Annotated in this window: 21 protein-coding genes and 1 pseudogene; 9 read left to right on the top strand and 13 right to left on the bottom strand. The window is 39.7% G+C overall.

The annotated features are described in order from the left end of the window. Positions 1–742 (top strand): annotated as a pseudogene (locus ODU45_RS06700) (tyrosine-type recombinase/integrase); the annotation flags it as partial. Between the two features lie 179 nt (positions 743–921). Here ODU45_RS06700 and ODU45_RS06705 read toward each other — a convergent pair. Together ODU45_RS06705 and ODU45_RS06710 are read right to left on the bottom strand one after the other, a co-directional pair. Beyond that, complete coding sequence (locus ODU45_RS06705) at positions 922–1,464, bottom strand: hypothetical protein (RefSeq protein WP_105153598.1); 543 nt, start codon at positions 1,462–1,464, stop codon at positions 922–924. Between the two features lie 19 nt (positions 1,465–1,483). Beyond that, a complete protein-coding gene (locus tag ODU45_RS06710; RefSeq protein WP_105153599.1) occupies positions 1,484–1,954 on the bottom strand; it encodes a hypothetical protein in 471 nt (156 codons plus the stop codon). A 130-nt stretch (positions 1,955–2,084) separates the two neighbouring features. Between ODU45_RS06710 and ODU45_RS06715 the strand changes: the two genes are divergently transcribed. Next, positions 2,085–2,885: an XRE family transcriptional regulator gene (locus ODU45_RS06715; RefSeq protein WP_105121014.1), complete on the top strand. Its 801-nt coding sequence runs from the start codon at positions 2,085–2,087 to the stop codon at positions 2,883–2,885. A gap of 671 nt (positions 2,886–3,556) precedes the next feature. On the opposite strand, the gene mutY is transcribed toward ODU45_RS06715, so the two are convergent. The 8 genes from mutY to ODU45_RS06755 all read right to left on the bottom strand — a co-directional run bounded on the left by mutY (position 3,557) and on the right by ODU45_RS06755 (position 12,090). Continuing rightward, the gene (gene mutY, locus ODU45_RS06720) at positions 3,557–4,708 is read right to left on the bottom strand and encodes an A/G-specific adenine glycosylase (protein ID WP_398581007.1); all 1,152 of its coding nucleotides are present in this window, start codon (positions 4,706–4,708) and stop codon (positions 3,557–3,559) included. A gap of 177 nt (positions 4,709–4,885) precedes the next feature. After that, a complete protein-coding gene (locus ODU45_RS06725; RefSeq protein ID WP_029743826.1) occupies positions 4,886–5,278 on the bottom strand; it encodes a PaaI family thioesterase in 393 nt (130 codons plus the stop codon). Next, the gene (locus ODU45_RS06730; RefSeq protein ID WP_398581008.1) at positions 5,262–7,004 is read right to left on the bottom strand and encodes an ABC transporter ATP-binding protein; all 1,743 of its coding nucleotides are present in this window, start codon (positions 7,002–7,004) and stop codon (positions 5,262–5,264) included. Before ODU45_RS06730 ends, ODU45_RS06725 begins: the two co-directional genes overlap by 17 nt. Continuing rightward, on the bottom strand, positions 6,991–8,730 hold the full coding sequence (locus ODU45_RS06735; protein WP_398581009.1) for an ABC transporter ATP-binding protein: 1,740 nt from the start codon (positions 8,728–8,730) through the stop codon (positions 6,991–6,993). Before ODU45_RS06735 ends, ODU45_RS06730 begins: the two co-directional genes overlap by 14 nt. 1 nt (position 8,731) lies before the next feature. Continuing rightward, positions 8,732–9,706: a phosphate acetyltransferase gene (pta, locus tag ODU45_RS06740; protein ID WP_012775151.1), complete on the bottom strand. Its 975-nt coding sequence runs from the start codon at positions 9,704–9,706 to the stop codon at positions 8,732–8,734. Positions 9,707–9,723: 17 nt separating this feature from the next. Beyond that, the gene (locus tag ODU45_RS06745) at positions 9,724–10,617 is read right to left on the bottom strand and encodes an RluA family pseudouridine synthase (protein ID WP_398581010.1); all 894 of its coding nucleotides are present in this window, start codon (positions 10,615–10,617) and stop codon (positions 9,724–9,726) included. Then, positions 10,617–11,435 (bottom strand): NAD kinase, encoded by an 819-nt coding sequence (locus tag ODU45_RS06750; RefSeq protein WP_002935241.1) that lies wholly within the window; start codon positions 11,433–11,435, stop codon positions 10,617–10,619. Before ODU45_RS06750 ends, ODU45_RS06745 begins: the two co-directional genes overlap by 1 nt. Continuing rightward, positions 11,419–12,090, bottom strand: coding sequence for a GTP pyrophosphokinase family protein (locus ODU45_RS06755; RefSeq protein WP_024385279.1), 672 nt, complete (start codon positions 12,088–12,090; stop codon positions 11,419–11,421). Before ODU45_RS06755 ends, ODU45_RS06750 begins: the two co-directional genes overlap by 17 nt. An 86-nt stretch (positions 12,091–12,176) precedes the next feature. Between ODU45_RS06755 and ODU45_RS06760 the strand changes: the two genes are divergently transcribed. The 7 genes from ODU45_RS06760 to ODU45_RS06790 all read left to right on the top strand — a co-directional run bounded on the left by ODU45_RS06760 (position 12,177) and on the right by ODU45_RS06790 (position 17,012). Next, on the top strand, positions 12,177–12,743 hold the full coding sequence (locus tag ODU45_RS06760) for a CYTH domain-containing protein (protein ID WP_029186801.1): 567 nt from the start codon (positions 12,177–12,179) through the stop codon (positions 12,741–12,743). 144 nt (positions 12,744–12,887) lie between these two features. Beyond that, entirely contained in the window at positions 12,888–13,865 is a 978-nt protein-coding gene (locus ODU45_RS06765) for a ribose-phosphate diphosphokinase (RefSeq protein WP_029171704.1), read from the top strand. Between the two features lie 11 nt (positions 13,866–13,876). Next, on the top strand, positions 13,877–14,992 hold the full coding sequence (locus ODU45_RS06770) for a cysteine desulfurase family protein (protein WP_398581011.1): 1,116 nt from the start codon (positions 13,877–13,879) through the stop codon (positions 14,990–14,992). Position 14,993: 1 nt separating this feature from the next. Further along, positions 14,994–15,338 (top strand): DUF1831 domain-containing protein, encoded by a 345-nt coding sequence (locus ODU45_RS06775; protein ID WP_044693644.1) that lies wholly within the window; start codon positions 14,994–14,996, stop codon positions 15,336–15,338. Position 15,339: 1 nt separating this feature from the next. Then, positions 15,340–15,543: a DUF4649 family protein gene (locus ODU45_RS06780; protein ID WP_024378702.1), complete on the top strand. Its 204-nt coding sequence runs from the start codon at positions 15,340–15,342 to the stop codon at positions 15,541–15,543. Positions 15,544–15,677: 134 nt separating this feature from the next. Next, on the top strand, positions 15,678–16,316 hold the full coding sequence (locus ODU45_RS06785; protein ID WP_398581012.1) for a redox-sensing transcriptional repressor Rex: 639 nt from the start codon (positions 15,678–15,680) through the stop codon (positions 16,314–16,316). Between the two features lie 3 nt (positions 16,317–16,319). Then, on the top strand, positions 16,320–17,012 hold the full coding sequence (locus ODU45_RS06790; protein WP_105121010.1) for a gamma-glutamyl-gamma-aminobutyrate hydrolase family protein: 693 nt from the start codon (positions 16,320–16,322) through the stop codon (positions 17,010–17,012). On the opposite strand, the gene radC is transcribed toward ODU45_RS06790, so the two are convergent. From radC to gyrA, 3 genes are all read right to left on the bottom strand, one after another. Next, positions 17,009–17,689, bottom strand: a complete 681-nt coding sequence (gene radC / locus ODU45_RS06795; protein ID WP_002935253.1) for a DNA repair protein RadC — start codon at positions 17,687–17,689, stop codon at positions 17,009–17,011. The two genes, ODU45_RS06790 and radC, sit on opposite strands and share 4 nt — an antisense overlap. A gap of 113 nt (positions 17,690–17,802) precedes the next feature. Beyond that, entirely contained in the window at positions 17,803–18,552 is a 750-nt protein-coding gene (locus ODU45_RS06800; RefSeq protein ID WP_105121009.1) for a class A sortase, read from the bottom strand. A gap of 6 nt (positions 18,553–18,558) precedes the next feature. Next, on the bottom strand, positions 18,559–21,003 hold the full coding sequence (gene gyrA, locus ODU45_RS06805; protein WP_398581013.1) for a DNA gyrase subunit A: 2,445 nt from the start codon (positions 21,001–21,003) through the stop codon (positions 18,559–18,561). Between the last annotated feature and the right edge of the window lie 36 nt (positions 21,004–21,039).

Genomic DNA, 21,039 nt, shown 5'->3' on the forward strand with positions numbered 1-21,039 from the left:
CTTGACGATCTCGTCATGCAAAAGAAATCGACCAATATGCTGAAACCCACTCTAAAAAAACAGTAAAAGAACTTGTTCTTAAAATCCGTGGTTCATTGAAATATGCGTATGCTCGTGGTTTGATTAGTAATGACTTTGGTCATCTTTTGAAATCAAAAGGACAAGAACAACCTAAACGAAATATACCACTATCTATCACAAAATTTAAAAAACTCAGACAATACTGCCTAAGTCATACTGAGGATGAATTTAATGTTCTTGTTGCTCTCGCCCTTGAGACAGGAGCAAGGCGTGGAGAACTTTTAGGAATTAAAAAAGAAGATATTTTTGAATATGGTATCAAAATTCTTCAATCAATTAGTCCAACTAATGACGATACCCAGCTTAAAACCAAACATTCTAAGCGTGATATTTCCATCAACGAAGATGTTTATCAAGCTGTGACAAAACTTGCACAAACAAAAGAAGGCTATATATCTTTGATTGGAATTGATTCAAGCAAGCTAGTCAACTTCAAAAGCTGTTAAAACAGTTGGGATTAACAAAAACGACATTTCATGGACTTCGTGACACGCATGCCTCATTTCTCTTTTCAAAAGATATTAGCCTAGGCTATATTTCTCGTCGTCTAGGTCATAACTCTATCTTAACAACACAACAGTATTATCTAGAATTGATGCCAGAAAAAAAGCACCAGCAAGATGCTGAGGCCTTAAATTTATTGAATTCATTAAGCGAGTAAACATTTGAACCAATTTGAACCAAAAAGTCGGCACAAATGTTGTCCCCATATTTTATTAGCTGAAATATAATCCCATAAACACATCATCAGACTTCTTCCTTTAAGATTCTAAGCTGATGCGTTTTTTTATTTATCTGTTACTCCAATCAGCATGAGATGTTTTCCTACAACTGTATCGGTTAACTGACTAGCTTAAAAATTCCTGTCCAATTTAGAAATGCCTTTCGACGCATTTGTTCAATTTCACAGCGAAATAATCCTGCTAAGGTTGCTCTATTTAAAACAATATCATTCTTACGAGAAAGGCTAGTTACTTTATTTACAAGCGTCTCGACTTCTTCACCATCTCTAATTCCCATATCCCATAACTCTTGAAGTACTGATTTTTTATACATTTTCTCATATTCTGCCATACCTTGTAGAGTCCAGTAACGTTCATTATTCTCAACTTCTAACCATTGCCACACAATTTCTGTATCAGCTACATTAGGTTTTTCATGCTGACAGGATAGACAGAGGACCATCTCATTAGCCAGGCTCGTATCCTTGCTCCATTTGCTTGATACAATCTGACACACAGCTACACCATGAAAACTTTTACATCTCCAACATTTTCCTTCAAGCAATTCATCAGCGCTCAAAATTCCTCTTTCTATCAAAGTATCATTCCAATACTCTGCAACTTTCGATACTTCAGCATTCTTATACAACAAATTAAACATTTTCATTCTCCTATTATAATTACTTTTCTAATATCTGCATCCGAACCATACTTGCCTGCAACATTGCTAACTCAACTACACAAGAATAATGGCTCAAATCAAGATTTTCCAACAAACGATAAGATACAAATAACTTCGGTTGCAATCGTGTGAGAGGTTTTGACCATATTACTGCTTCTGACTGGAATTGTTTGAGTGCCTGAAAATAAATCTGATTGACTGTAAGATAGGCTCTACCATTTAGTAAATATGCGTAATCTTGTATTAAATCTCTACAAAATGAAGCTACCCAAATAGCTGCGGTCTTCTCAGAATCAGTATTGTAATCGGCTAATAAGTCCAGCGTAATCAGACTTCCTTTTCCGAAATCCTTCGATTTCTGATCTCGCAATTTTTCAGCATTTATCGGAGTCGTCAAACCAAAATGATTAGCATAGGTTTCCCACTCTTTATAAATATCATTCCAAGAAATCTCTGTCATCCTTTTCATTTGCGACTCCTATTTTTCTTTTTGTGAGATTATCATAACACCGTTTTGATTTTTTGTCAAACATGTTAAACAAAATTTGCAAAAAATATTTTTTAATGGTATAATTGGTTAAACAGATAAGGAGACAACCATGATTTTAGGTGATATTTTAAAAGAATACCGAAGCAAGAATAAATTATCAATGGATAAATTCGCTGAATTATCTGGTTTAACAAAAGGCTATATTTCTATGTTGGAAAAGAACCAGCATCCCAAAACCAAAAAAGCTCTCCTGCCAACGATGGAGACGCTAGAAAAAGTCGCTAAGGGCATGGCTATATCGGTTGGTGAGCTAATCGAGCAACTAGATTCCAATCAGGATATAGCTTTAACGATTACTCCTTCCCAATTTAAACTCTTTCAACAGCCTATTCATCCAGAGATTCAAACCTTGGACAATGAATTAAAGGGTGATTTCCATGCACGATGGTTAACTTTTGGTCAAGAACAGTTAGCAGCTATGCAAACTGCCTCAGTTACTCCTTCTGCTTCTATTCTTCACTTGGATGACTATCGGGAGCGAATCGAATTACCTGTTCCTGGTAAGGTTTCTGCCGGTACAGGTTACTGGCAGGATGTAGATATGAACAATCTTGTATCATTCTATAACGATGAGATTCCGAATAACCAATCTTATGATACAATCGCTCAGGTTGTGGGAGATTCTATGGCTCCGCATATCAAGGATGGAGACTATCTCTTCATTCGCCTAACTCCTCATATTCCTCTAAATACGATTGGAATTTTTTCAGTCAATGGCGAAAATTTTGTTAAAAAGTTCAAAGGTGACTATTTGCAATCACTCAATTCTGACTATGATGACATCTATTTTAGCCCAGAAGACGATATTCGACCTATTGGTCAAGTTGTAGATATTTATAGTCCAGATTGATTTCTAAGACTAGTTAATCACTAGTTATATTGGCTACATTCCTCCATCTAGTTTTGGAAAGTCTGTTCGTATAGCTGGCTTTTTTTCCTACTGAAAACAAACTGAAAAGCACAGTAAAAGGAGGCTATGACAGCCTCCTTTTATATGTCAAATTGGAAAAGTCCATTACCAGATAGTTATTTGACAACAAGTTAATGATTAAATAATTATTCTGCTACCCTTATGTCTCTGATTGTCCTCTTACTATTTGTCTAAAGTGTGGAGATTGCTTATTATGATGAAAATCGCTAGAGGTTTTTGTGATTTTCTAAGGTTATGTTCAAAAGTTACAACATCTTGAACACATAGTAGTTACGACACGAATAATCTTAGCCTACTTCTGATTGAACCGGGTAGCAAGGCTAAATAATGAGTTAATGCTATGCATTTGACAATGGATATCACAAATAGATATAAAACAGGGATAACGGACTTTTCCCCCTACTAGCATCCCTCTCTTTTTATTAGAGAAAGATGGCTAATAGTATATACACTTCTACGAACGCTAAAGAACTCCTTTCAGTAATTCAGATGGCGTTCAACATCTTAACTAACTCTTTCCTTTTTTCAATTAGATTATACCACTATTATAAAACGCTTTCAAATAATTATGTGCTCCAAAGTCAACTTTTTTACTTTTCTTTTTCCTTGATGAAGGTTTCCCACATTTTTTGTTGCGGCTTAGCAAATGGGTAGGTAGGAAAATCTTCTACAGAAACCCATTTCAATTCTTTTGATTCTGGAAGGTTAAGTGTTTCTGCCACACCTTCTACCATTTCTATCTGCCATTTGCGGTGACTAAAAATGTGCTGGACGGTATCAAATTCTTGCTCTTGCCAATCAACAGTCAGACCATAAAGTTCCGTAAAGCTCTGCCGAATATCTGGCTCAACAACTTCTTCTGCAACTTCAAAGAGAGAGACTTGTTTGTCAACAATTGCTCCTTTTTCCAAAAGCGGAAAAGACCAGAAACCTGATAAAAGACCTGCTTCATTATTTTTTTCCAATAAAAATTGATTGTCTTTATTTCTAATGAGAAATCCCTGGTAGGCCACGGGAATCGGCTTTTTCTTTGGTGCTTTGATTGGATACTTATCCATTGTACCGTTTAAGTAGGCTGCGCTAAAGGCTTTGACTGGGCTGTCCTGGGGACGTGGATTAACTGGCGATTCAATATCCGACCCCAGATCCATCAGGGCTTGGTTGAAATCGCCCGGTCGCTCTGGATCAATCAATAGCTCCATCATCGCTTGGAAAATCTTACGATTGGCAGGCAAACCAATATCATAATCAACCTCAAACAAGCGGCTGAGAACCCGCATCACATTGCCATCTACCGCTGGTTCTGGCAAGTCAAAAGCAATACTGGAAATTGCTCCAGCAGTATAGGGACCAATGCCCTTTAGGCTTGAAATGGCTGCATGCGTGGTCGGAAATTGCCCATCAAAATCTTCTACCATTTGCTGTGCTGCCTTTTGCATATTCCGCACGCGCGAATAATAGCCCAATCCCTCCCAGAGTTTGAGAATGACCTCCTCTGGTGCTTGTGCTAAATCACTAATCGTAGGCAAGTGATGGAGAAAACGTTCATAATAAGGAATGACCGTGTCTACTCTTGTCTGTTGAAGCATGATTTCAGAAACCCATATAGCGTATGGGTCCCTTGTCCTTCTCCAAGGCAAGTCACGTTTATTAGTATCATACCAATTTAAGAGTGCCTTGCGAAAAGCTTGAATCTTTTCTTCCGGCCACATTTCGATTCCATATTCTTTCAAATCTAACATACATCTAGTATAACACAAAGAAAGGGAGTCAGCTTTTGCCAACTCCCTTATATCGTTTATAATCAAAATCGAACTAGCTCCAAAGGTTTGGGGAAACTTTGGAGGTTGGAGATTGAGCGAATGAATTTGTTTCTCTAAATCTAGCCAAGACTGTCTGTTTTTGATGTTCGAAGAATTTTATTCTACTTTACCTGTTACAAACATGGTAAAGCTTGCTGAAGCAAGTAGCTGTTTATCTTGGTTTTCTATCTTAACTTCAACGACCTTTGTCCTGCTTCCATCATGTGTGCAAGAGCCTATTACTGATAAGGTATCACCAAGTTTAGCTGCCTTCATATAATGGATATTGGACTGTAGGGTAACAGAATATGCCCCTCTTGCTACCGTTGTCAGACCTGCAACTGAATCTGCCAATGTGAAAAGAAAGCCTCCATGTGCTATGCCGTATGGATTGAGAGATTTTTCCGTCACCTTTGTGGTCAGTAGCACCTCTTTCTCATTGAGCATTGTAGCTTGATAGTCATCTAAAACCGTAATCGGTTGTAAGTTTAATTTATCTAACACTTTCATCCTCCTCTGTCTGCTGACTTGTTTGCATTTGATAGTAAACGCCTTGTTCAGCCATCAATTCTTCATGATTCCCTTGCTCAACAATTTTTCCATCTACCATGACCAAAATCAAGTCGGCAGATTGAATGGTTGATAGGCGATGGGCAATGATAAAGCTGGTCCGTCCCTCCATTAGTTTAGCAAACGCCTCCTGAACCAACATCTCTGTCCGTGTATCAATAGAGGAAGTTGCCTCGTCTAAAATCAGGATTTTAGGTATTTTGACAAATACACGCGCAATGGACAGGAGCTGACGTTGTCCTTGGGATAAGGAGGCACCTCCATCTGCTAGAACTGTATCATACCCCTGTGGAAGCTGACGAATAAAGAAGTCTGCATTGGCTGCCTTAGCAACCTCAATGACTAATTCCCGCGTGGCATTTGGATAGCCATAGGCGATATTTTCATGAATGGTGCCAGACTTGATCCAGGTTTCCTGTAAAACCATCCCAATCTGTCTGCGAAGATCCTCACGACTGTATTGGCTAATCGGAACCCCATCTAAAACAATCTGACCAGCCGTCACATCGTAGAAACGCATGAGAAGGTTTATCATGGTAGATTTTCCTGCTCCTGTCGGTCCAACAATGGCTACCTTTTGTCCAGATTTGACATCAATGTTCAACTGTTCTATCAGTGAACGGTCAGGGCTATAGGAGAAAGACACATTTTCAAAGGAAATAGCTCCCTTCAGCTCCTCAGAGTCAATTTTCCGCTCAGCCTGATCGTCAATGCTATCTAAAGCCAATATAGCAAACAGTCTGTCTGCACAAGCTAAGGCGCTCTGCAATTCCGATAGGACCGAAGAAATATCATTAAAAGGCTTGCTGTACTGACTAGCATAGTTGAGAAAGGTTGTCAGTGATCCCACTGTAAAATTCCCTGCCATAATTCTCAGCGCACCAAGTCCAGCTAGTAAAGCATAAATAAGGGCATTGACAAAGCGAGTACTGGGATTGACTGTCGAAGAGGCAAAGATAGCCTGTTGGGAGTAAGTCGCATACTGGTCATTGACAACCTGAAAATGCTTCGTAAATTGCTCTTGAGCATTGAAAGACTGAACCAGTGTCAATTGACTGATGGACTCTTCCAAATGCTGAGATTGCTTCCCACGTGCCTGAGTCTGTTGTCTATAATAACCATAGGATTTCTTAGCGATATAGCGTGCCACAAGCAGAGAAACTGGAGTTAATGCCACAACCAGCAACATCATCGTCAAGTCAAGCCTAGCCATAGTGAAAATAGTTAGGAAAATGGTCAAGATACCAATGATAAATTGATTAAAAATCATCAAGAGACCATTTGTTAATTGCTCGCTATCACTTGAAAAACGAGCCACCAAATCGCCGGCTGATTGACGGTCTAAATAAGCTAGGGGCATCTGGTGCAGCTTCACATAAACCTGTTCCCGCAAATCAGCCACCATGCCATAAACCAAGCGATTGGTTACGAGTGGGAGATACCACTGCACCAGCGTATTAAGTAAGATAACCATGACCATTTTGCCTAAGATACCGAGCAAGACCTGACCATTTGTTATCAATACTGCATCGACTGCCTGACCAATCAAAATTGGCAGATAGACTGTCAGAAGCACTTGCACCAAAGTTCCCACCAACATCAAGGACATTCGAAGAGGTTGGCGTAAAACCAATCTGACCAGTTCCTTAAAACTAGATTGTCTCATAGCTATCCTCCTCTCCTTGTTGTTGCGATTGGTGAATTTCTTGATAAATAGCAGAGCTTCTCAGCAAGTCCTCATGACGGCCAAGTCCAACTTGACGCCCTTGTTCCAAGACTAAAATCTGATCAGCTGTCCGTAAACTATTGGTTCTCTGAGATACCATTATTAAGGTTTGCTCAGGCAATTCACGACGAATCGCAGCCAATAACCGACTCTCTGTCAGATAATCCAAAGCAGAGGTCGCATCATCTAAAACCAATATCGGTGCTTTCTGTAAAATAGCGCGTGCAATGGTCAAACGTTGACGCTGTCCACCAGAAAAATTCTTCCCAAAGGCTTCGACTGGACTATCCAAACCACCCTTGTCTTCTATGAAAGATTTAGCTTGAGCAATTTCTAATGCAGACCATAGGTCACTATCAGATATTTCTTCCAATCCTAAAGATAGATTAGAACGAATAGTTCCAGCAAAAAGCTGAGCCTGTTGCGGAACGATGGCAATTTGCTGCCGCCATTCTTTTAAATTCTTAGGACTTTTTCCGTCAATGAAGAGAGAGAGCTGATTTGTTGGCACTGAATAGAATGCCTGCAATAAATCTACTAGGGTGGACTTACCTGACCCAGTTCCCCCGATAATTCCCATAAACTGTCCCTTACGTAAGTCAAAAGCAATGTCAGACAGGGACTCCTCAGCAGATTTTGGATAAGAAAAGGAAAGATGGCGCACAGAAAAGATGATCTCCTGATCCTCACTAACCACTTTTGGCAAACTAGACTCTACATCCTCAGATGCTTGGTCAAAAACCTCTTGAATACGTTGCGCTGAAATATAGGTCTGGTTGAGAGTAGACACGACCATAATCATCTTGACCAATTCTACTAAAATTTGTAAAAGGTAGTTGATAAGAGCGACCAACATCCCTTGCTCCAGTAGGTTGTTTGAAATGCTTGTATTTCCCTGCCAGATGAGAATGAGTAAAGTGCTGTTGACCACTAAAAATGTCAATGGTGATAAAAGACTAGACCAAAAACCAGCCTGCAACTGTTGCTTCTTATAAATCTGATTAATGCCTTGAAAAGCCTTAATTTCCCGCTCCCTTTGTCCAAATGCACGAATCACTCGCCAACCAGTCACTGTCTCACGTACCTGCCCCACCAAACCATCTAATTCTTTTCGCATCGACTGATAAATACGGCTGGTTATAACAGAAATGACTGTCACTATAAAAATCAATAGGATAATCATTCCTAGAAAATAGGCAGATAGACTTGGGCTAATATAGAATGCCATGATGAGCGAACCAAATACGACAATTGGAGCACGTAAAAACAAACGAAGAAAAGTATTAATACCCGTTTGAATTTGTAAAGTGTCGCTGGTCAATCGTGTCAGCAAGCTGGATGAGGAAAGAATATCTCGGCTAGACTTGGGAAGGGAAAGAACCTTCTGATACAAGTCATTCGTCAGCTCTTTAGTCACTCCAACTGCTGCTTTGGCTGAAAAATATTGCGCTATTAGTGAAACAATAATTCCAATACATGCTAGACCAACCAGTAAAAAAAGCATAGCAACCAGGTTTCCCTGGCTGCCATTTGGAATAATTGTATCAACGATATAGGCGATAATTAATGGTACCAAAAGCTCAAAACAAGCTTCCAATAGCTTGAAAACTGGACCTAATATGGATTCCTTAATATAGTCCTTAAAATATCGTGATAAAAATTTCATATTAACGGTGCTCCAAAGCCTGAACCGCAGTAATCAAGGTCAAGTTGTAAACATCATCAGGGTTACAACCACGAGACAAGTCGTTTACAGGCTGATTCAAACCTTGTAAAACAGGACCTACCGCTGCAAATCCACCCATACGTTCGGCAATTTTATAACCAATATTACCAGCTGAGATACCTGGGAAGATAAATACAGTCGCTTGACCAGCAACACTCGAACCTGGTGCTTTTAATTTACCTGTAGCAGGGACAAAGGCAGCATCAAATTGCAATTCACCGTCCAAATCCAACTCCGGACGCAATTTTTGAGCAATTTTAGTTGCTTCAACCACCTTATCAACTTTAGGACCTGAGCCAGAACCTTTTGTTGAATAGCTGAGCATTGCAACTTTTGGATCAATACCAAACATTTTAGCAGTACGTGCTGAGTTGATAGCGATTTCCGCCAAGGTTTGAGCATCTGGATCAATGTTGATAGCACAGTCACCAAAAATATAACGCTCTTCACCTTTTACCATCAAGAAGGCACCTGATGTTTTCGATACACCTGGCTCTGTTTTAATGATTTGAAGAGCTGGACGAACTGTTGAAGCGGTTGAATGAATCGCACCAGATACCATACCTTCTACTACGCCCATATATACCAACATAACACCAAAGTAGTTAACATCTTTCAACAACTCATGTGCCTGCTCTTCTGATACCTTACCTTTACGGCGCTCTACCAAAGCAGCTACCATCTCATCATATCTATCATAATGAGCTGGGTCAATAATTTCAAAACCTTCTGTAATCCCTTCAATGTCAAGGTAAATCTTAATACGATCTGGGTTTCCAAGCAAGACCGGTACTACATCCGACTCATTTACCAAACGTTTTGTCGCTTGCAAGATACGTGGTTCTTCACCTTCTGGCAATACGATACGTACTTTTTTACCCTCTAGCTTTGTAGCTAATTGCTCAAAAATTTTCATGAACAAACTCCTTAAATTTATTTACTTATTAACTGATTGATAACAGCCTGAAAATCCTCAGGAAGCGGTGCTTCCAAATCAATCCTTTCGGCTGAAAAAGGATTGTCGAAGGCTAAATTATGACAATGTAAGGCTTGACGTTCTATCCCACATTCCAAACTTCCACCATACATATCATCTCCTAACAACGGAAATCCAATGTGAGAAAAATGAACACGAATCTGATGAGTCCGCCCAGTATGTAGTTGAATATCTACTAAATAAATATCTCCCCAAGATTGCACAACACGATAGGAAGTATGAGCATATTTTCCATTCTTTGTCACACAACGGGTAATGATGCTATCTGCTGGACGACCGATAGGGGCAATAATATCCCCTGTCTCTTCTAGCTGCCCATTCCCCTTCACCAAAGCATAATAACGTTTATGAATAAGCTTGGCCTGTAACTGCTTATCGAGTCGTGCATGGGCATAGCCGTGCTTGGCAAACAGCATGACGCCTGATGTATCCCTATCCAGACGAGTCACAATATGAACCTGCTTATTCTCATAATTCTGCTCAATAAGATAACCTTTTACAAAATTTGCGATTGTGGATGAATGCAAGGCAGAAGGAATGGAGGCGTAGCCAACCGGCTTATTTATCGCCAGAAAATGATCATCTTCATAGACAATATCCAACGGAAAGAAAATCGGCTTCAAACTACCAGTCAAATCCTCTTCAGCAGGTATGTCAATTGTAACCCTATCTCCAATATCAAGCAAGTAAGTTGCATTTTGCTCAATATCGTTGACCCAGATATTGCCGCCGGTATACTTAATCTTCGCTAATAGGCCTTTAGAGACACCGTGTTTTTTAAGGAAAGTCTTTATTTTCGTATGCTGGTCAGCAATGAATTCAAACCGCATTACTCCACCTCTCCAATAAAGGCGTCCTTAACCCGATTCCAAAAACTAGTATGGCTCGGTGTTGCAACAAAATGAATCTTACTATTGTCTATCTGATACTCTATACTTTCAATACTATCATAGACAAAAGTCTTATTGTCTACCGCAATCGAGTAACGGTCACTATGCTTTGGTTCAATCACAATCTTGTCTTTTTTAGGGACGACAACGGATGAACCCAAGGTGCGGTAAACACGATTGTTCAAACTTGCCACTTCTGCAATCTGCAATGCCTCGATTGTTGGATGTAAAACAGCACCACCTAATGACTTGTTATAGGCTGTTGAGCCTGTCGGCGTTGAAACCGAAATTCCATCCCCTCTAAAGCGTTCGAAGGGCACATTGTTAATAATAATATCTGCGACCATGGTCTTGGAAAGACGTTTTACTGTCGCCTCATTTAAGGCACGCGCCTCGACAATGCGGCCATCTGTCATCTTGACCTTAACATTTAAAATCGGATACGATACTCTAGCACCTGTATCAAGCTTAAGATTTTCAATCAGCTTGTCCACTTCAAAATCGCGATAATCTGTATAAAACCCCAAATGACCCGTGTGAATTCCTACAAAACGTACACGATCAATCAACTTTTCATATTTGTGAAAAGCAGATAAAAGCATCCCATCTCCACCGATAGAAATGACAATATCTGGATTTTTAGGAGTCAAAATAAAATTTGCTTCTTTTAACTTTGTCCATAATTCTTTGGACACCGCTTCACTCTTAGGATTTCGACTAGCGAGCAGAGCGATTTTTTTTCTACCTGTATTCTTCATCTGTATCATCACTGTTGCCCACACCGTCATTCAGTTTGCGATAGGCAGGATCAAATAAGGCCTGCGCTTCTTGAATGTCGTTGCGGATTTTTCGCATCTCCTCATCTAATTCATAGGCAATTTTTGCTGTAACTTCCAAGCGTTTCTTGATTTCTTCTGGAAAATTCCCCTTATATTTATAATTCAGAGAATGTTCAATTGTAGCCCAGAAATTCATGGAAAGGGTTCGAATCTGGATCTCTGCCAGAACCGTCTCGTTGCCATTTATAGTATCCACAGGATACTCAATCACCACATGATATGAACGGTAGCCAGAAGCTTTCATATTGTTGATATAATCCCGTTCATGCACAATTTGCATATCCTTGCGTTTCCGCAAAATAGCTAATACTTCTTCAATGTCGTCCACAAATTGAACCATAATCCGAAGACCGGCAATATCTTGCATATCTTGAGCAAGATTTTCCAATTTGATATGTCGCAGGACCATTTTTTCTTTAATGGATTCAATCGGTTTTACCCGTCCTGTGACAAACTCAATTGGAGAATGCCGATTAGCCTTGCGATACTGCTTGCGAATCCCCCGCAGTTTGATTTTCAATTCACCAACTGTCTGAATATAGGGGTCTAAAAATTCTTCCCAGTTAAAGTCCATACGGCCCCTTTCTTGTCAAAACTTTTAAATTGTATTAGAATAACACAAAGACTAATCTATTATAACACATTGAAAGGGTTTACTGCATGAAAAATCACCTTGAAATTGAGTATAAAACCTTACTGACCAAATCCGAATACAAACGCCTGCTTACTGACTTTTCAGATGTGAGCCCAATTCTTCAAACAAACCACTACATTGATACCCCAGACCTAGATATGAAGAATCACCGCTTTTCACTTCGTATTCGTACATTTGAAGACTCAGCAGAACTAACCTTAAAAATTCCACAAGAAGTCGGAAATCAAGAATATAACCAAGCTCTAGACATCCAAACTGCTCATCATTTACTGGAAAATTTTCAACTACCAGCAGGACAAATTTCTGACATTATTTCTGCAACAGAGATTCCACTTGATAAACTTGCTGTCTGGGGAAGCCTCACGACAAAACGCTATGAGAAACAGACATCTATAGGTCTTATGGCTCTCGATGAAAATGATTATGTGGGACAAAAAGATTATGAATTAGAAGTCGAAGTGACCGATGCAGATGCAGGGAAAATTCTTTTTGATGAATTCCTTAAGAAGAAATCAATTCAGTTCAAATATGCTAGTAGTAAGGTTGCACGAACAGCTGCCTACATGAAATAACTATAAAAAATCAGCCAAATAAGGTTGATTTTTTAGTTTCACTACTGAAAATTTTTCATTTTTTTGATAGAATAGAACTATCTATTGTAAAAAATACTTTTATGTCATCATAAAAGCTCAGTGTGTAAAAGGAGTTACTTTAAAATGGTACAACCACTCGGTGAACATAACATTAAATTATTCTCACTCAATAGCAACCGCGATATTGCTGAAAAAATTGCTGATTCTGCTGGAATTCCTCTTGGAAAACTGTCTTCTCGTCAGTTTTCGGATGGTGAGATTCAAATTAATATTGAAGAATCTGTACGTGGCGTAGACGTCTACATTATCCAATCAACAAGCTATCCGGTCAATAATCACTTGTGGGAATTATTGATTATGATCGATGCTTGTAAACGTGCTAGTGCCAACACCATTACAGCGGTCATCCCTTATTTCGGCTATGCTCGTCAAGACCGTACCGCTTCTCCACGCGAACCAATTACAGCTAAATTAGTTGCAAATATGCTGGTTAAAGCTGGTGTCGACCGTGTATTGACTCTTGATTTGCACGCTTCACAAATTCAAGGTTTCTTTGATATTCCAGTAGACAATCTCCTTACAGAACCACTTTTTGCAGCTTACTACATGGAAAAAGGACTCTGCGGAGAAGATGTCGTCATTGTGAGTCCTAAAAATTCTGGTATCAAACGCGCACGTAATATCGCTGAATTTCTAAATGCACCGATTGCGATTATCGACTACGCTCAAGATGATTCTGAACGTTCTGAAGGCTATATTATTGGTGATGTTGCTGGTAAAAAAGCTATTTTGGTGGACGATATTCTCAATACTGGTCGCACTTTCTCACAAGCTTCAAAAATTGTCCAAGAAGGTGGCGCTACTGAAATTTATGCAGTTGCCAGCCATGGTCTCTTTGCGGGAACTGCAGCCCAACTCTTAGATGAAGCACCAATCAAAGAAATATTAGTTACCGATTCTGTTGCAAGCAAAGAACAGCATCCTAAAAATATCGCCTTCCTAACAGCTAGTGACTTGATTGCAGATGCCATCCACCGCATCCAAGAACATCAGCCACTCAGCCCACTTTTCAAATTTACTAGTCCTGAAAAAGAAAGCTAGGAGTAAACTCTTTGATTTATTTAGATAATGCAGCAACCACTGCTCTATCTCCTACTGCACTCCAACGGATGATGGAAGTGGCTCAAGAAAATTATGGAAACCCCTCCAGTATCCATCAAAGCGGTCGAAAAGCCAATCAATCTCTTAGACAAAGTCGTCAAGAGATTGCTCAGATTCTCTCCGCCTCTCCTGAACAAATTATTTTCACATCTGGAGGCTCCGAAGCTGATACTTTAGCTATTCAAGGCTATGCACTTGCACATCAATCCAAAGGAAAACACCTGATTACTACGGCTATCGAACACCATGCTGTCCTCCATACCATGCAATATCTAGAGGAGCGGTTTGGGTTCGAGGTAACCTATATCCAACCAGTCGATCAAGCAATCACCGCTCAACAAATTCAGGATGCCCTTCGACCAGATACTATTTTAGTCAGCGTCATGTTTGCTAACAATGAGACCGGTCAGCTACTTCCCATCAAGGAAATTGGAGAGCTCCTAGCCGATCATCAGGCCGTCTTTCATGTAGATGCTGTCCAAGCAATTGGAAAAATTGCAATTGCTCCCTCTGACTACGGAATTGACTTTCTCGCAGCCTCTGCCCATAAATTCCATGGTCCAAAGGGGATGGGATTCCTGTATAGTAAAGTTCATAAATTTGATTCCTTGATCCACGGCGGAAAGCAGGAACAGCAACATCGAGCAGGTACTGAGAATCTCCCTGCTATTGCTGCTATGGCGACTGCCCTAACAGAACAATATGAGTCCTTAGATACGCATCATAATCATGTCAGTGAACTGCAACAACATATTATCAAGGGATTGTCTGGCTTAGACTATTATCTCAATCAGGCTGGACCTCATCTCCCTCATGTCCTTAATATCGGTTTTCCTGGTAAACTTAATGAACAACTACTCATGCAACTAGATTTGGTAGGTATCGCTGTTTCTAGCGGTTCCGCATGTACGGCAGGTGTTGTCCAAAATAGCCATGTTTTAGAAGCTATGTATGGAAAAGACTCCCATCGTCTGAAAGAATCCATTCGTATCAGCCTATCTGAAATCAATACAAAAGAAGAGATAGATACTCTTATCATCGAACTAAAGAAAATACTTGGAGGTTAAAATGGCATTCCAACAATCAGTTACCTTAAAAGATTGTAATTTTACTTATCACATTAGCCCTGCTATCAAAAAATATACACTCCGTGATAACACCTTTGAACAAAGCAAAGCAGGTCACTATCAGCTTACACGTCTTCTGGAAGAAATTCCAAATTCAAACCAAGGATTCCTCTTGAAAATTATTATCAATCAAGACCTAACTGGTTTTAAAATTAACATTACCGACAAGTCTGGTCTTCATCTGGTAAACATTTTTAAGCCAGAAAGTAACAAGGTTATTCAAGAAAAATTCTATTTCCTCATGGATAGCTTGATTGACCGTGACATCTTTACAAAAGAGAGTTAGTATGATTGAAATTCACTATCTTGATGCTTACAAGCAAGAACGTATCCAAACATTTGAGAATAAAGATGCAGCCATTCTGGCTTTTTCCGGTTGCTTAACCCTCCCAGACTATTATCCAGTTACCAGCATTACACAAGACGGACAAGCTCTGGATTACAAAGGGACAATCGGGGATCTCTATCGCTATTTACAAACACTAGATTAGACAGTTTCCTGTTTAATCTTTTTTTAAAATCAATCTGTTGATTTTTTCACAAACTTGGACTAGAATAGAATAAAGAACTGTTTAATATATAAATAATCGATAAAGCGTATTCTATCGAAATAAAGGAGTCTAAAGTGAAAAACGATAAAAAATCTGATATTCCACGCGCAACTGCCAAACGTCTCTCCCTATACTATCGCATTTTTAAACGTTTCTATGCAGGAAATATTGAAAAAGCTAGTTCAAAAGAAATTGCTGAAGCTATCGGAATCGATTCGGCTACCGTCCGCCGAGATTTTTCCTATTTTGGAGAGCTTGGTCGTCGTGGCTTTGGCTACAATGTCAAAGAGTTGATGGATTTCTTTGCGGATATTCTAAATGATACCTCCATCACCAATGTTATGCTTGTTGGAGTCGGGAATATGGGGCGGGCCTTACTACACTATCGCTTCCACGAACGAAATAAAATGAAAATAGTCATGGCTTTTGAAGCAGATGATAATCCAGCTGTTGGAACGACAGATGAAAATATCCCAATCCATGCAATCTCAGAAATCAAGGAACGTATCAACGAAGCAAACTCTCAGACAGCCATTCTAACGGTACCCAGCGTCAAAGCGCAAGAAGTGACCGATATTCTTGTTGAAGCTGGTGTTAAGGGGATTCTGAGCTTTTCGCCAGTTAACTTGTCTGTCCCAAAAGATGTCGTTGTTCAGTATGTTGATTTGACTAGTGAATTACAGACACTACTCTACTTTATGCGAAAAGGATAAGCAATGAAAAAACCAGTTATTGGTATTTCTGGAAATGAATATAAAACAGGGGATCATACAGAACCCCTGCTTTCTTATACCCAGACTTGCCTCGTACAAGCTATTGAAGATGCTGGCGGACTCCCACTCATCCTTCCTGTTACAGAGCCTGATTTGGCAAAATATTATATCCATCTTATTGACAAACTCATCCTAACAGGAGGACAAAATGTCCAGCCAAGTTACTATCACGAAGAAAGGACTATTGACAGCGATAATTATCTACCAAAGCGTGACGAGTTTGAATTAGCCCTCATAAGGGCTGCCCAAGAAAATCAGAAACCTATCTTCGGTATCTGCCGAGGTCTACAGCTCTACAATGTAGCTCAAGGTGGTAGCCTTCATCAATCAATTTCTGAACATTGGCAAGACATAGACGGACAAGAAGTCAGTCAAACGGTTCAATTGACTCAAAATAGTCCACTTTACGACATATATAAGTCCGATCCGAGTGTAAACTCATTTCACCGCCAGGCTATCAAAGACTTAGCACCTGACTTAGAAATCATTGCACTATCGGATAATCAACAAATTATTGAAGCAGTTCATTCAGCCTACCCAACTAAATTTTTAGGGGTTCAATGGCATCCTGAACTACTCTACGGTAAACGTGAGATTGAAAAAGACCTCTTCCACTATATTGTCAATAAACTTTAAAATAACTCACTTTCTTCTCTAAAAGAATAGTAATCCTTATTTCCAACAATTAAATGATCTAATAATACCAGTCCTAGCTTTTCGCAGGACTCTTTTAAATTCTCTGTAAATAGCAAATCATTCCTACTCGGTTGTACTGAACCCGACGGGTGGTTATGAACAATGATAATCGATGTTGCCATACATTTTACTGCGTAATGCAAAATTTCACGTGGTTCTGCAATGCTACGATTAACACTCCCAATAAAAATCGTTTTTTGACTGATAATCTGGTTCTGTGTATTGAGATAAAGTGCAACTAGATGCTCCTGCTTCTTATGCCCGATTTCATGAATCATCTTACGTCCCAACTTCTCACTTCCCAAAATTCTCTCATTTAAGAGTAGCTCTGATTGATTGATACGCTTTCCAAGTTCAATCATAGCCTTAATTTCAATCGCCTTGACGCGCCCAATTCCAGTCAAACTTTGCAATTCTTCAATTGATAGTTCTCTTAGAGCCGCTAAACTCTCCAAACGATTCAATAATTTATTGGAGAGAATAGAAACAGGTTCTTTTTTTGTCCCAGTTCTAATAAAAATTGCTAGTAATTCCTGATTACTGAGACGCTCAGCTCCAACTTCTACTAAACGTTCTCTAGGTAGAATGGCCTCTTCTTTAAATTCAATTTGATACATAATTTCCTCCTCACCTATCTATTCGTAAAATCTTGCAAAAAAAGAAGCCATATAAAACCAAAGAATATCTCCTCAGTTTCATACCACTTCTTTATTCTTAATATATAGATGTTTTATTGTCCATAATCATACTGATTATAACTCTTATTGAAGGAATCTAAGATGTCTTTTGCAGTTTCATTATATGGAGTTGTTGATTCAAGAACTCCTTTTACAACAATACGTTGCGTAGCATAATAGTCCGTACATGTCACTAACGTAACTTCTGTACGTCCTTCTACATCATCAATGACATAGACACTTTCAGGCGAAACAATTTCCACACTATCAATAACGTAGGTGTAAACATTGGTCTTGTCAGTAATATAGATTTTCATGCCGTTTTTAGCACGATCAAGCGGTGAAAAGAGAACATCTGCCGCACCAGTTACACCAAAAATATGGTGGCTGGCCAACGCATAATTTCCTTTCCCCATCTCTTGGTTTTCCTTCATGGTACCAGCTCCATACATGAGCGAAGTATTGAAGACCCCTTTAAAAATAGGAAGGTTGATACCAAGCTCGGGAACCGCAATTCCACCAATTACAGGTAAGCGTTGTGCATCCCACTGAGCTGCTAAAATAGCCTCTGTAGAAATAGACTGAACCTGTTCGAAATCAAATGTTGTCTCAGCCTGTTTATTCTTTTCGATATCCTCTGTCGTAACATTGCTAATCTGGTATTTATTCGTATTCCAGCCGATAATAAAATTACGGATAGAGGTATTAAATATCAATGCCAAGGAAATCAGTATCAATACAACTGTTAAAAAATTGCGCCAAAAAGAACCTTTACGCTTCGTCTTTTTTTCACGTTTTGACATGATTATTTATTCCTTTTCTTCTTTAATTTCGGCAGCATCTACCAAGGCAAAGGTCATGATTTTCGCTTCATCATTCAAGCGCATCACTTTTACACCCATGGTTGAACGACCAGTTTGAGAGATATTCGCAACACTTGTACGAATAATCACGCCAGTATCGGTAATAACCATAATATCTTCATCACCAGATACCGTTGTCAAACCTGCTAGAGAGCCATTCTTATCAGCAACTTTAAGAGTCTTGATACCTTTACCACCACGACCTTTGGTTGGATACTCACTCGCTGGGGTACGTTTACCAAAACCTTTTTCCGTCAATACGAGTACTTCTTGGTCATCAGAAATCATAGTAGCGCCAACTAACTGGTCTCCCTCGCGTAAATTGATACCACGAACACCTGTTGCTGTACGGCCCATATTACGAACATCTGTTTCAGTGAAACGTACAGAATAACCGAACTTAGTCCCCATAATAATGTCTGCTTGACCATTTGTTAAGAAAACATTGATGAGTTCATCGTCTTCTTTCAAATTCAAAGCTTTCAGACCGCTCTGGCGAATATTGGCAAATTCTGATACACTAGTCCGTTTTACAACACCTTGGCGGGTTGCAAAGAAGAGATAGCTATCTGCCTCCTGGTCCTTAGTTACATTGATAATGGTTTGAATTGCCTCGTTTTCTTCCAATTTAAGCAAATTGACTACTGGAAGTCCCTTTGCAGTACGACCATATTCTGGGATTTCATAGCCTTTGAGACGGTAAACACGTCCCTTGTTAGTGAAGAAGAGCAAGCGATCATGAGTGCTTGTAGAGACTAATTCTCGTACAAAATCATCATCCTTGACGCCAGTTCCTTGAACCCCACGTCCTCCACGCTTCTGAGCTTGAAACTCATCCTGTGCCAAACGCTTGATGTAGCCTTGGTTTGACAAAGTGATTAAAACATCCGTTTCTTCAATCAAGTCCTCATCTTCAAGGGAAAGAACTTCACCAACCATCAATTCTGTACGGCGTGGGTCAGCATACTTACGTTTGACTTCTTCTAATTCATCTTTAATAATCTGAACAACACGCTCAGGCTTAGCTAGAATATCAGCCAAATCTGCAATCAATGCCACTAACTCATCATATTCTGATTGAATCTTGTCACGTTCCAAACCTGTCAAACGACGAAGACGCATATCAAGAATAGCCTGACTCTGACGTTCAGAAAGGTCAAATTTCTCCATCAATTCAGCTTGAGCAATAGCATCAGTTTCTGAATTACGGATAATTCGAATGACTTCATCAATATGGTCAAGAGCAATCAGCAAGCCTTCTAAGATATGAGCACGCGCTTCAGCCTTTTCTTTATCAAATCGTGTACGGCGAGTGACTACTTCTTTTTGGTGTTCAATATAAGACTCTAGAATCTGACGTACAGAAAGGATTTTCGGTACACCATTTTGGATGGCCAACATGTTGAAACTAAAGTTGGTTTGAAGCTGTGTTTGCTTAAACAAATTATTCAAGATGACGTTGGCTGAGGCATCACGACGAACTTCGATAACAAATCGTACACCCTCACGGTTGGATTCGTCTCGAACAGCAGTGATTCCTTCAATACGTTTTTCTTGGACTAATTTGACAATATGTTCTTGAACCTTGGACTTATTGACCATGTATGGAAACTCTGTAACAACAATGCGTTCACGACCATTTCCATATTCTTCAATTTCTGTGCGGGAACGAAGAACTATTGAACCTTTACCAGTTTCATAAGCACGGTGAATTCCAGATTTCCCCATAACCAAGGCACCTGTCGGAAAATCTGGTCCAGGCAAGACTTCCATAATCTCACGTGTTGTTACCTCGGGATTGTCCATAACCAGCTTAACTGCCTCGATAGTCTCACCCAAGTTGTGTGGAGGAATGTTGGTAGCCATACCAACGGCAATACCAGTCGTTCCGTTAACTAGAAGGTTAGGGAAACGAGCAGGTAAAACCTCAGGCTCACGTTCACTCGCGTCATAGTTATCCGTAAAATTTACCGTGTTCTTGTTAATATCACGAAGCATTTCAAGCGCAATCTTGCTCATGCGTGCTTCTGTATAACGCTGAGCGGCTGCTCCGTCGCCATCCATGGAACCAAAGTTTCCGTGACCATCAACTAACATGTGACGGTAGCTCCACCATTGTGCCATACGAACCATTGCTTCGTAAATCGCACTATCTCCATGCGGGTGATATTTACCCATAACATCCCCTGTGATACGGGCTGATTTTTTATGTGGCTTATCCGGTGTAATTCCTAATTCATTCATCCCATACAAAATACGGCGATGAACCGGCTTCAGACCATCACGTACATCAGGCAGCGCACGTGAAACGATAACACTCATCGCATAGTCGATGAAGGATGATTTCATCTCATTGGTCAGATTAACCGTTACTAAATTTTTATCTTGCATTATATGCCTCTTTCAACAGTCATTGTGCTTCTATTA

The organism is Streptococcus sp. 2022WUSS135, assembly GCF_044427045.1.
In the GTDB taxonomy this organism is placed as follows: domain Bacteria; phylum Bacillota; class Bacilli; order Lactobacillales; family Streptococcaceae; genus Streptococcus; species Streptococcus hashimotonensis.

What these genes read in the sequence shown, in the direction of transcription:
- ODU45_RS06705 (WP_105153598.1), bottom strand. Translation starts at nt 1,464, where the DNA reads ATGTTTAATTTGTTGTATAAGAATGCTGAAGTATCGAAAGTTGCAGAG.
- ODU45_RS06710 (WP_105153599.1), bottom strand. Translation starts at nt 1,954, where the DNA reads ATGAAAAGGATGACAGAGATTTCTTGGAATGATATTTATAAAGAGTGG.
- ODU45_RS06715 (WP_105121014.1), top strand. Translation starts at nt 2,085, where the DNA reads ATGATTTTAGGTGATATTTTAAAAGAATACCGAAGCAAGAATAAATTA.
- mutY (WP_398581007.1), bottom strand. Translation starts at nt 4,708, where the DNA reads ATGTTAGATTTGAAAGAATATGGAATCGAAATGTGGCCGGAAGAAAAG.
- ODU45_RS06725 (WP_029743826.1), bottom strand. Translation starts at nt 5,278, where the DNA reads ATGAAAGTGTTAGATAAATTAAACTTACAACCGATTACGGTTTTAGAT.
- ODU45_RS06730 (WP_398581008.1), bottom strand. Translation starts at nt 7,004, where the DNA reads ATGAGACAATCTAGTTTTAAGGAACTGGTCAGATTGGTTTTACGCCAA.
- ODU45_RS06735 (WP_398581009.1), bottom strand. Translation starts at nt 8,730, where the DNA reads ATGAAATTTTTATCACGATATTTTAAGGACTATATTAAGGAATCCATA.
- pta (WP_012775151.1), bottom strand. Translation starts at nt 9,706, where the DNA reads ATGAAAATTTTTGAGCAATTAGCTACAAAGCTAGAGGGTAAAAAAGTA.
- ODU45_RS06745 (WP_398581010.1), bottom strand. Translation starts at nt 10,617, where the DNA reads ATGCGGTTTGAATTCATTGCTGACCAGCATACGAAAATAAAGACTTTC.
- ODU45_RS06750 (WP_002935241.1), bottom strand. Translation starts at nt 11,435, where the DNA reads ATGAAGAATACAGGTAGAAAAAAAATCGCTCTGCTCGCTAGTCGAAAT.
- ODU45_RS06755 (WP_024385279.1), bottom strand. Translation starts at nt 12,090, where the DNA reads ATGGACTTTAACTGGGAAGAATTTTTAGACCCCTATATTCAGACAGTT.
- ODU45_RS06760 (WP_029186801.1), top strand. Translation starts at nt 12,177, where the DNA reads ATGAAAAATCACCTTGAAATTGAGTATAAAACCTTACTGACCAAATCC.
- ODU45_RS06765 (WP_029171704.1), top strand. Translation starts at nt 12,888, where the DNA reads ATGGTACAACCACTCGGTGAACATAACATTAAATTATTCTCACTCAAT.
- ODU45_RS06775 (WP_044693644.1), top strand. Translation starts at nt 14,994, where the DNA reads ATGGCATTCCAACAATCAGTTACCTTAAAAGATTGTAATTTTACTTAT.
- ODU45_RS06780 (WP_024378702.1), top strand. Translation starts at nt 15,340, where the DNA reads ATGATTGAAATTCACTATCTTGATGCTTACAAGCAAGAACGTATCCAA.
- ODU45_RS06790 (WP_105121010.1), top strand. Translation starts at nt 16,320, where the DNA reads ATGAAAAAACCAGTTATTGGTATTTCTGGAAATGAATATAAAACAGGG.
- radC (WP_002935253.1), bottom strand. Translation starts at nt 17,689, where the DNA reads ATGTATCAAATTGAATTTAAAGAAGAGGCCATTCTACCTAGAGAACGT.
- ODU45_RS06800 (WP_105121009.1), bottom strand. Translation starts at nt 18,552, where the DNA reads ATGTCAAAACGTGAAAAAAAGACGAAGCGTAAAGGTTCTTTTTGGCGC.
- gyrA (WP_398581013.1), bottom strand. Translation starts at nt 21,003, where the DNA reads ATGCAAGATAAAAATTTAGTAACGGTTAATCTGACCAATGAGATGAAA.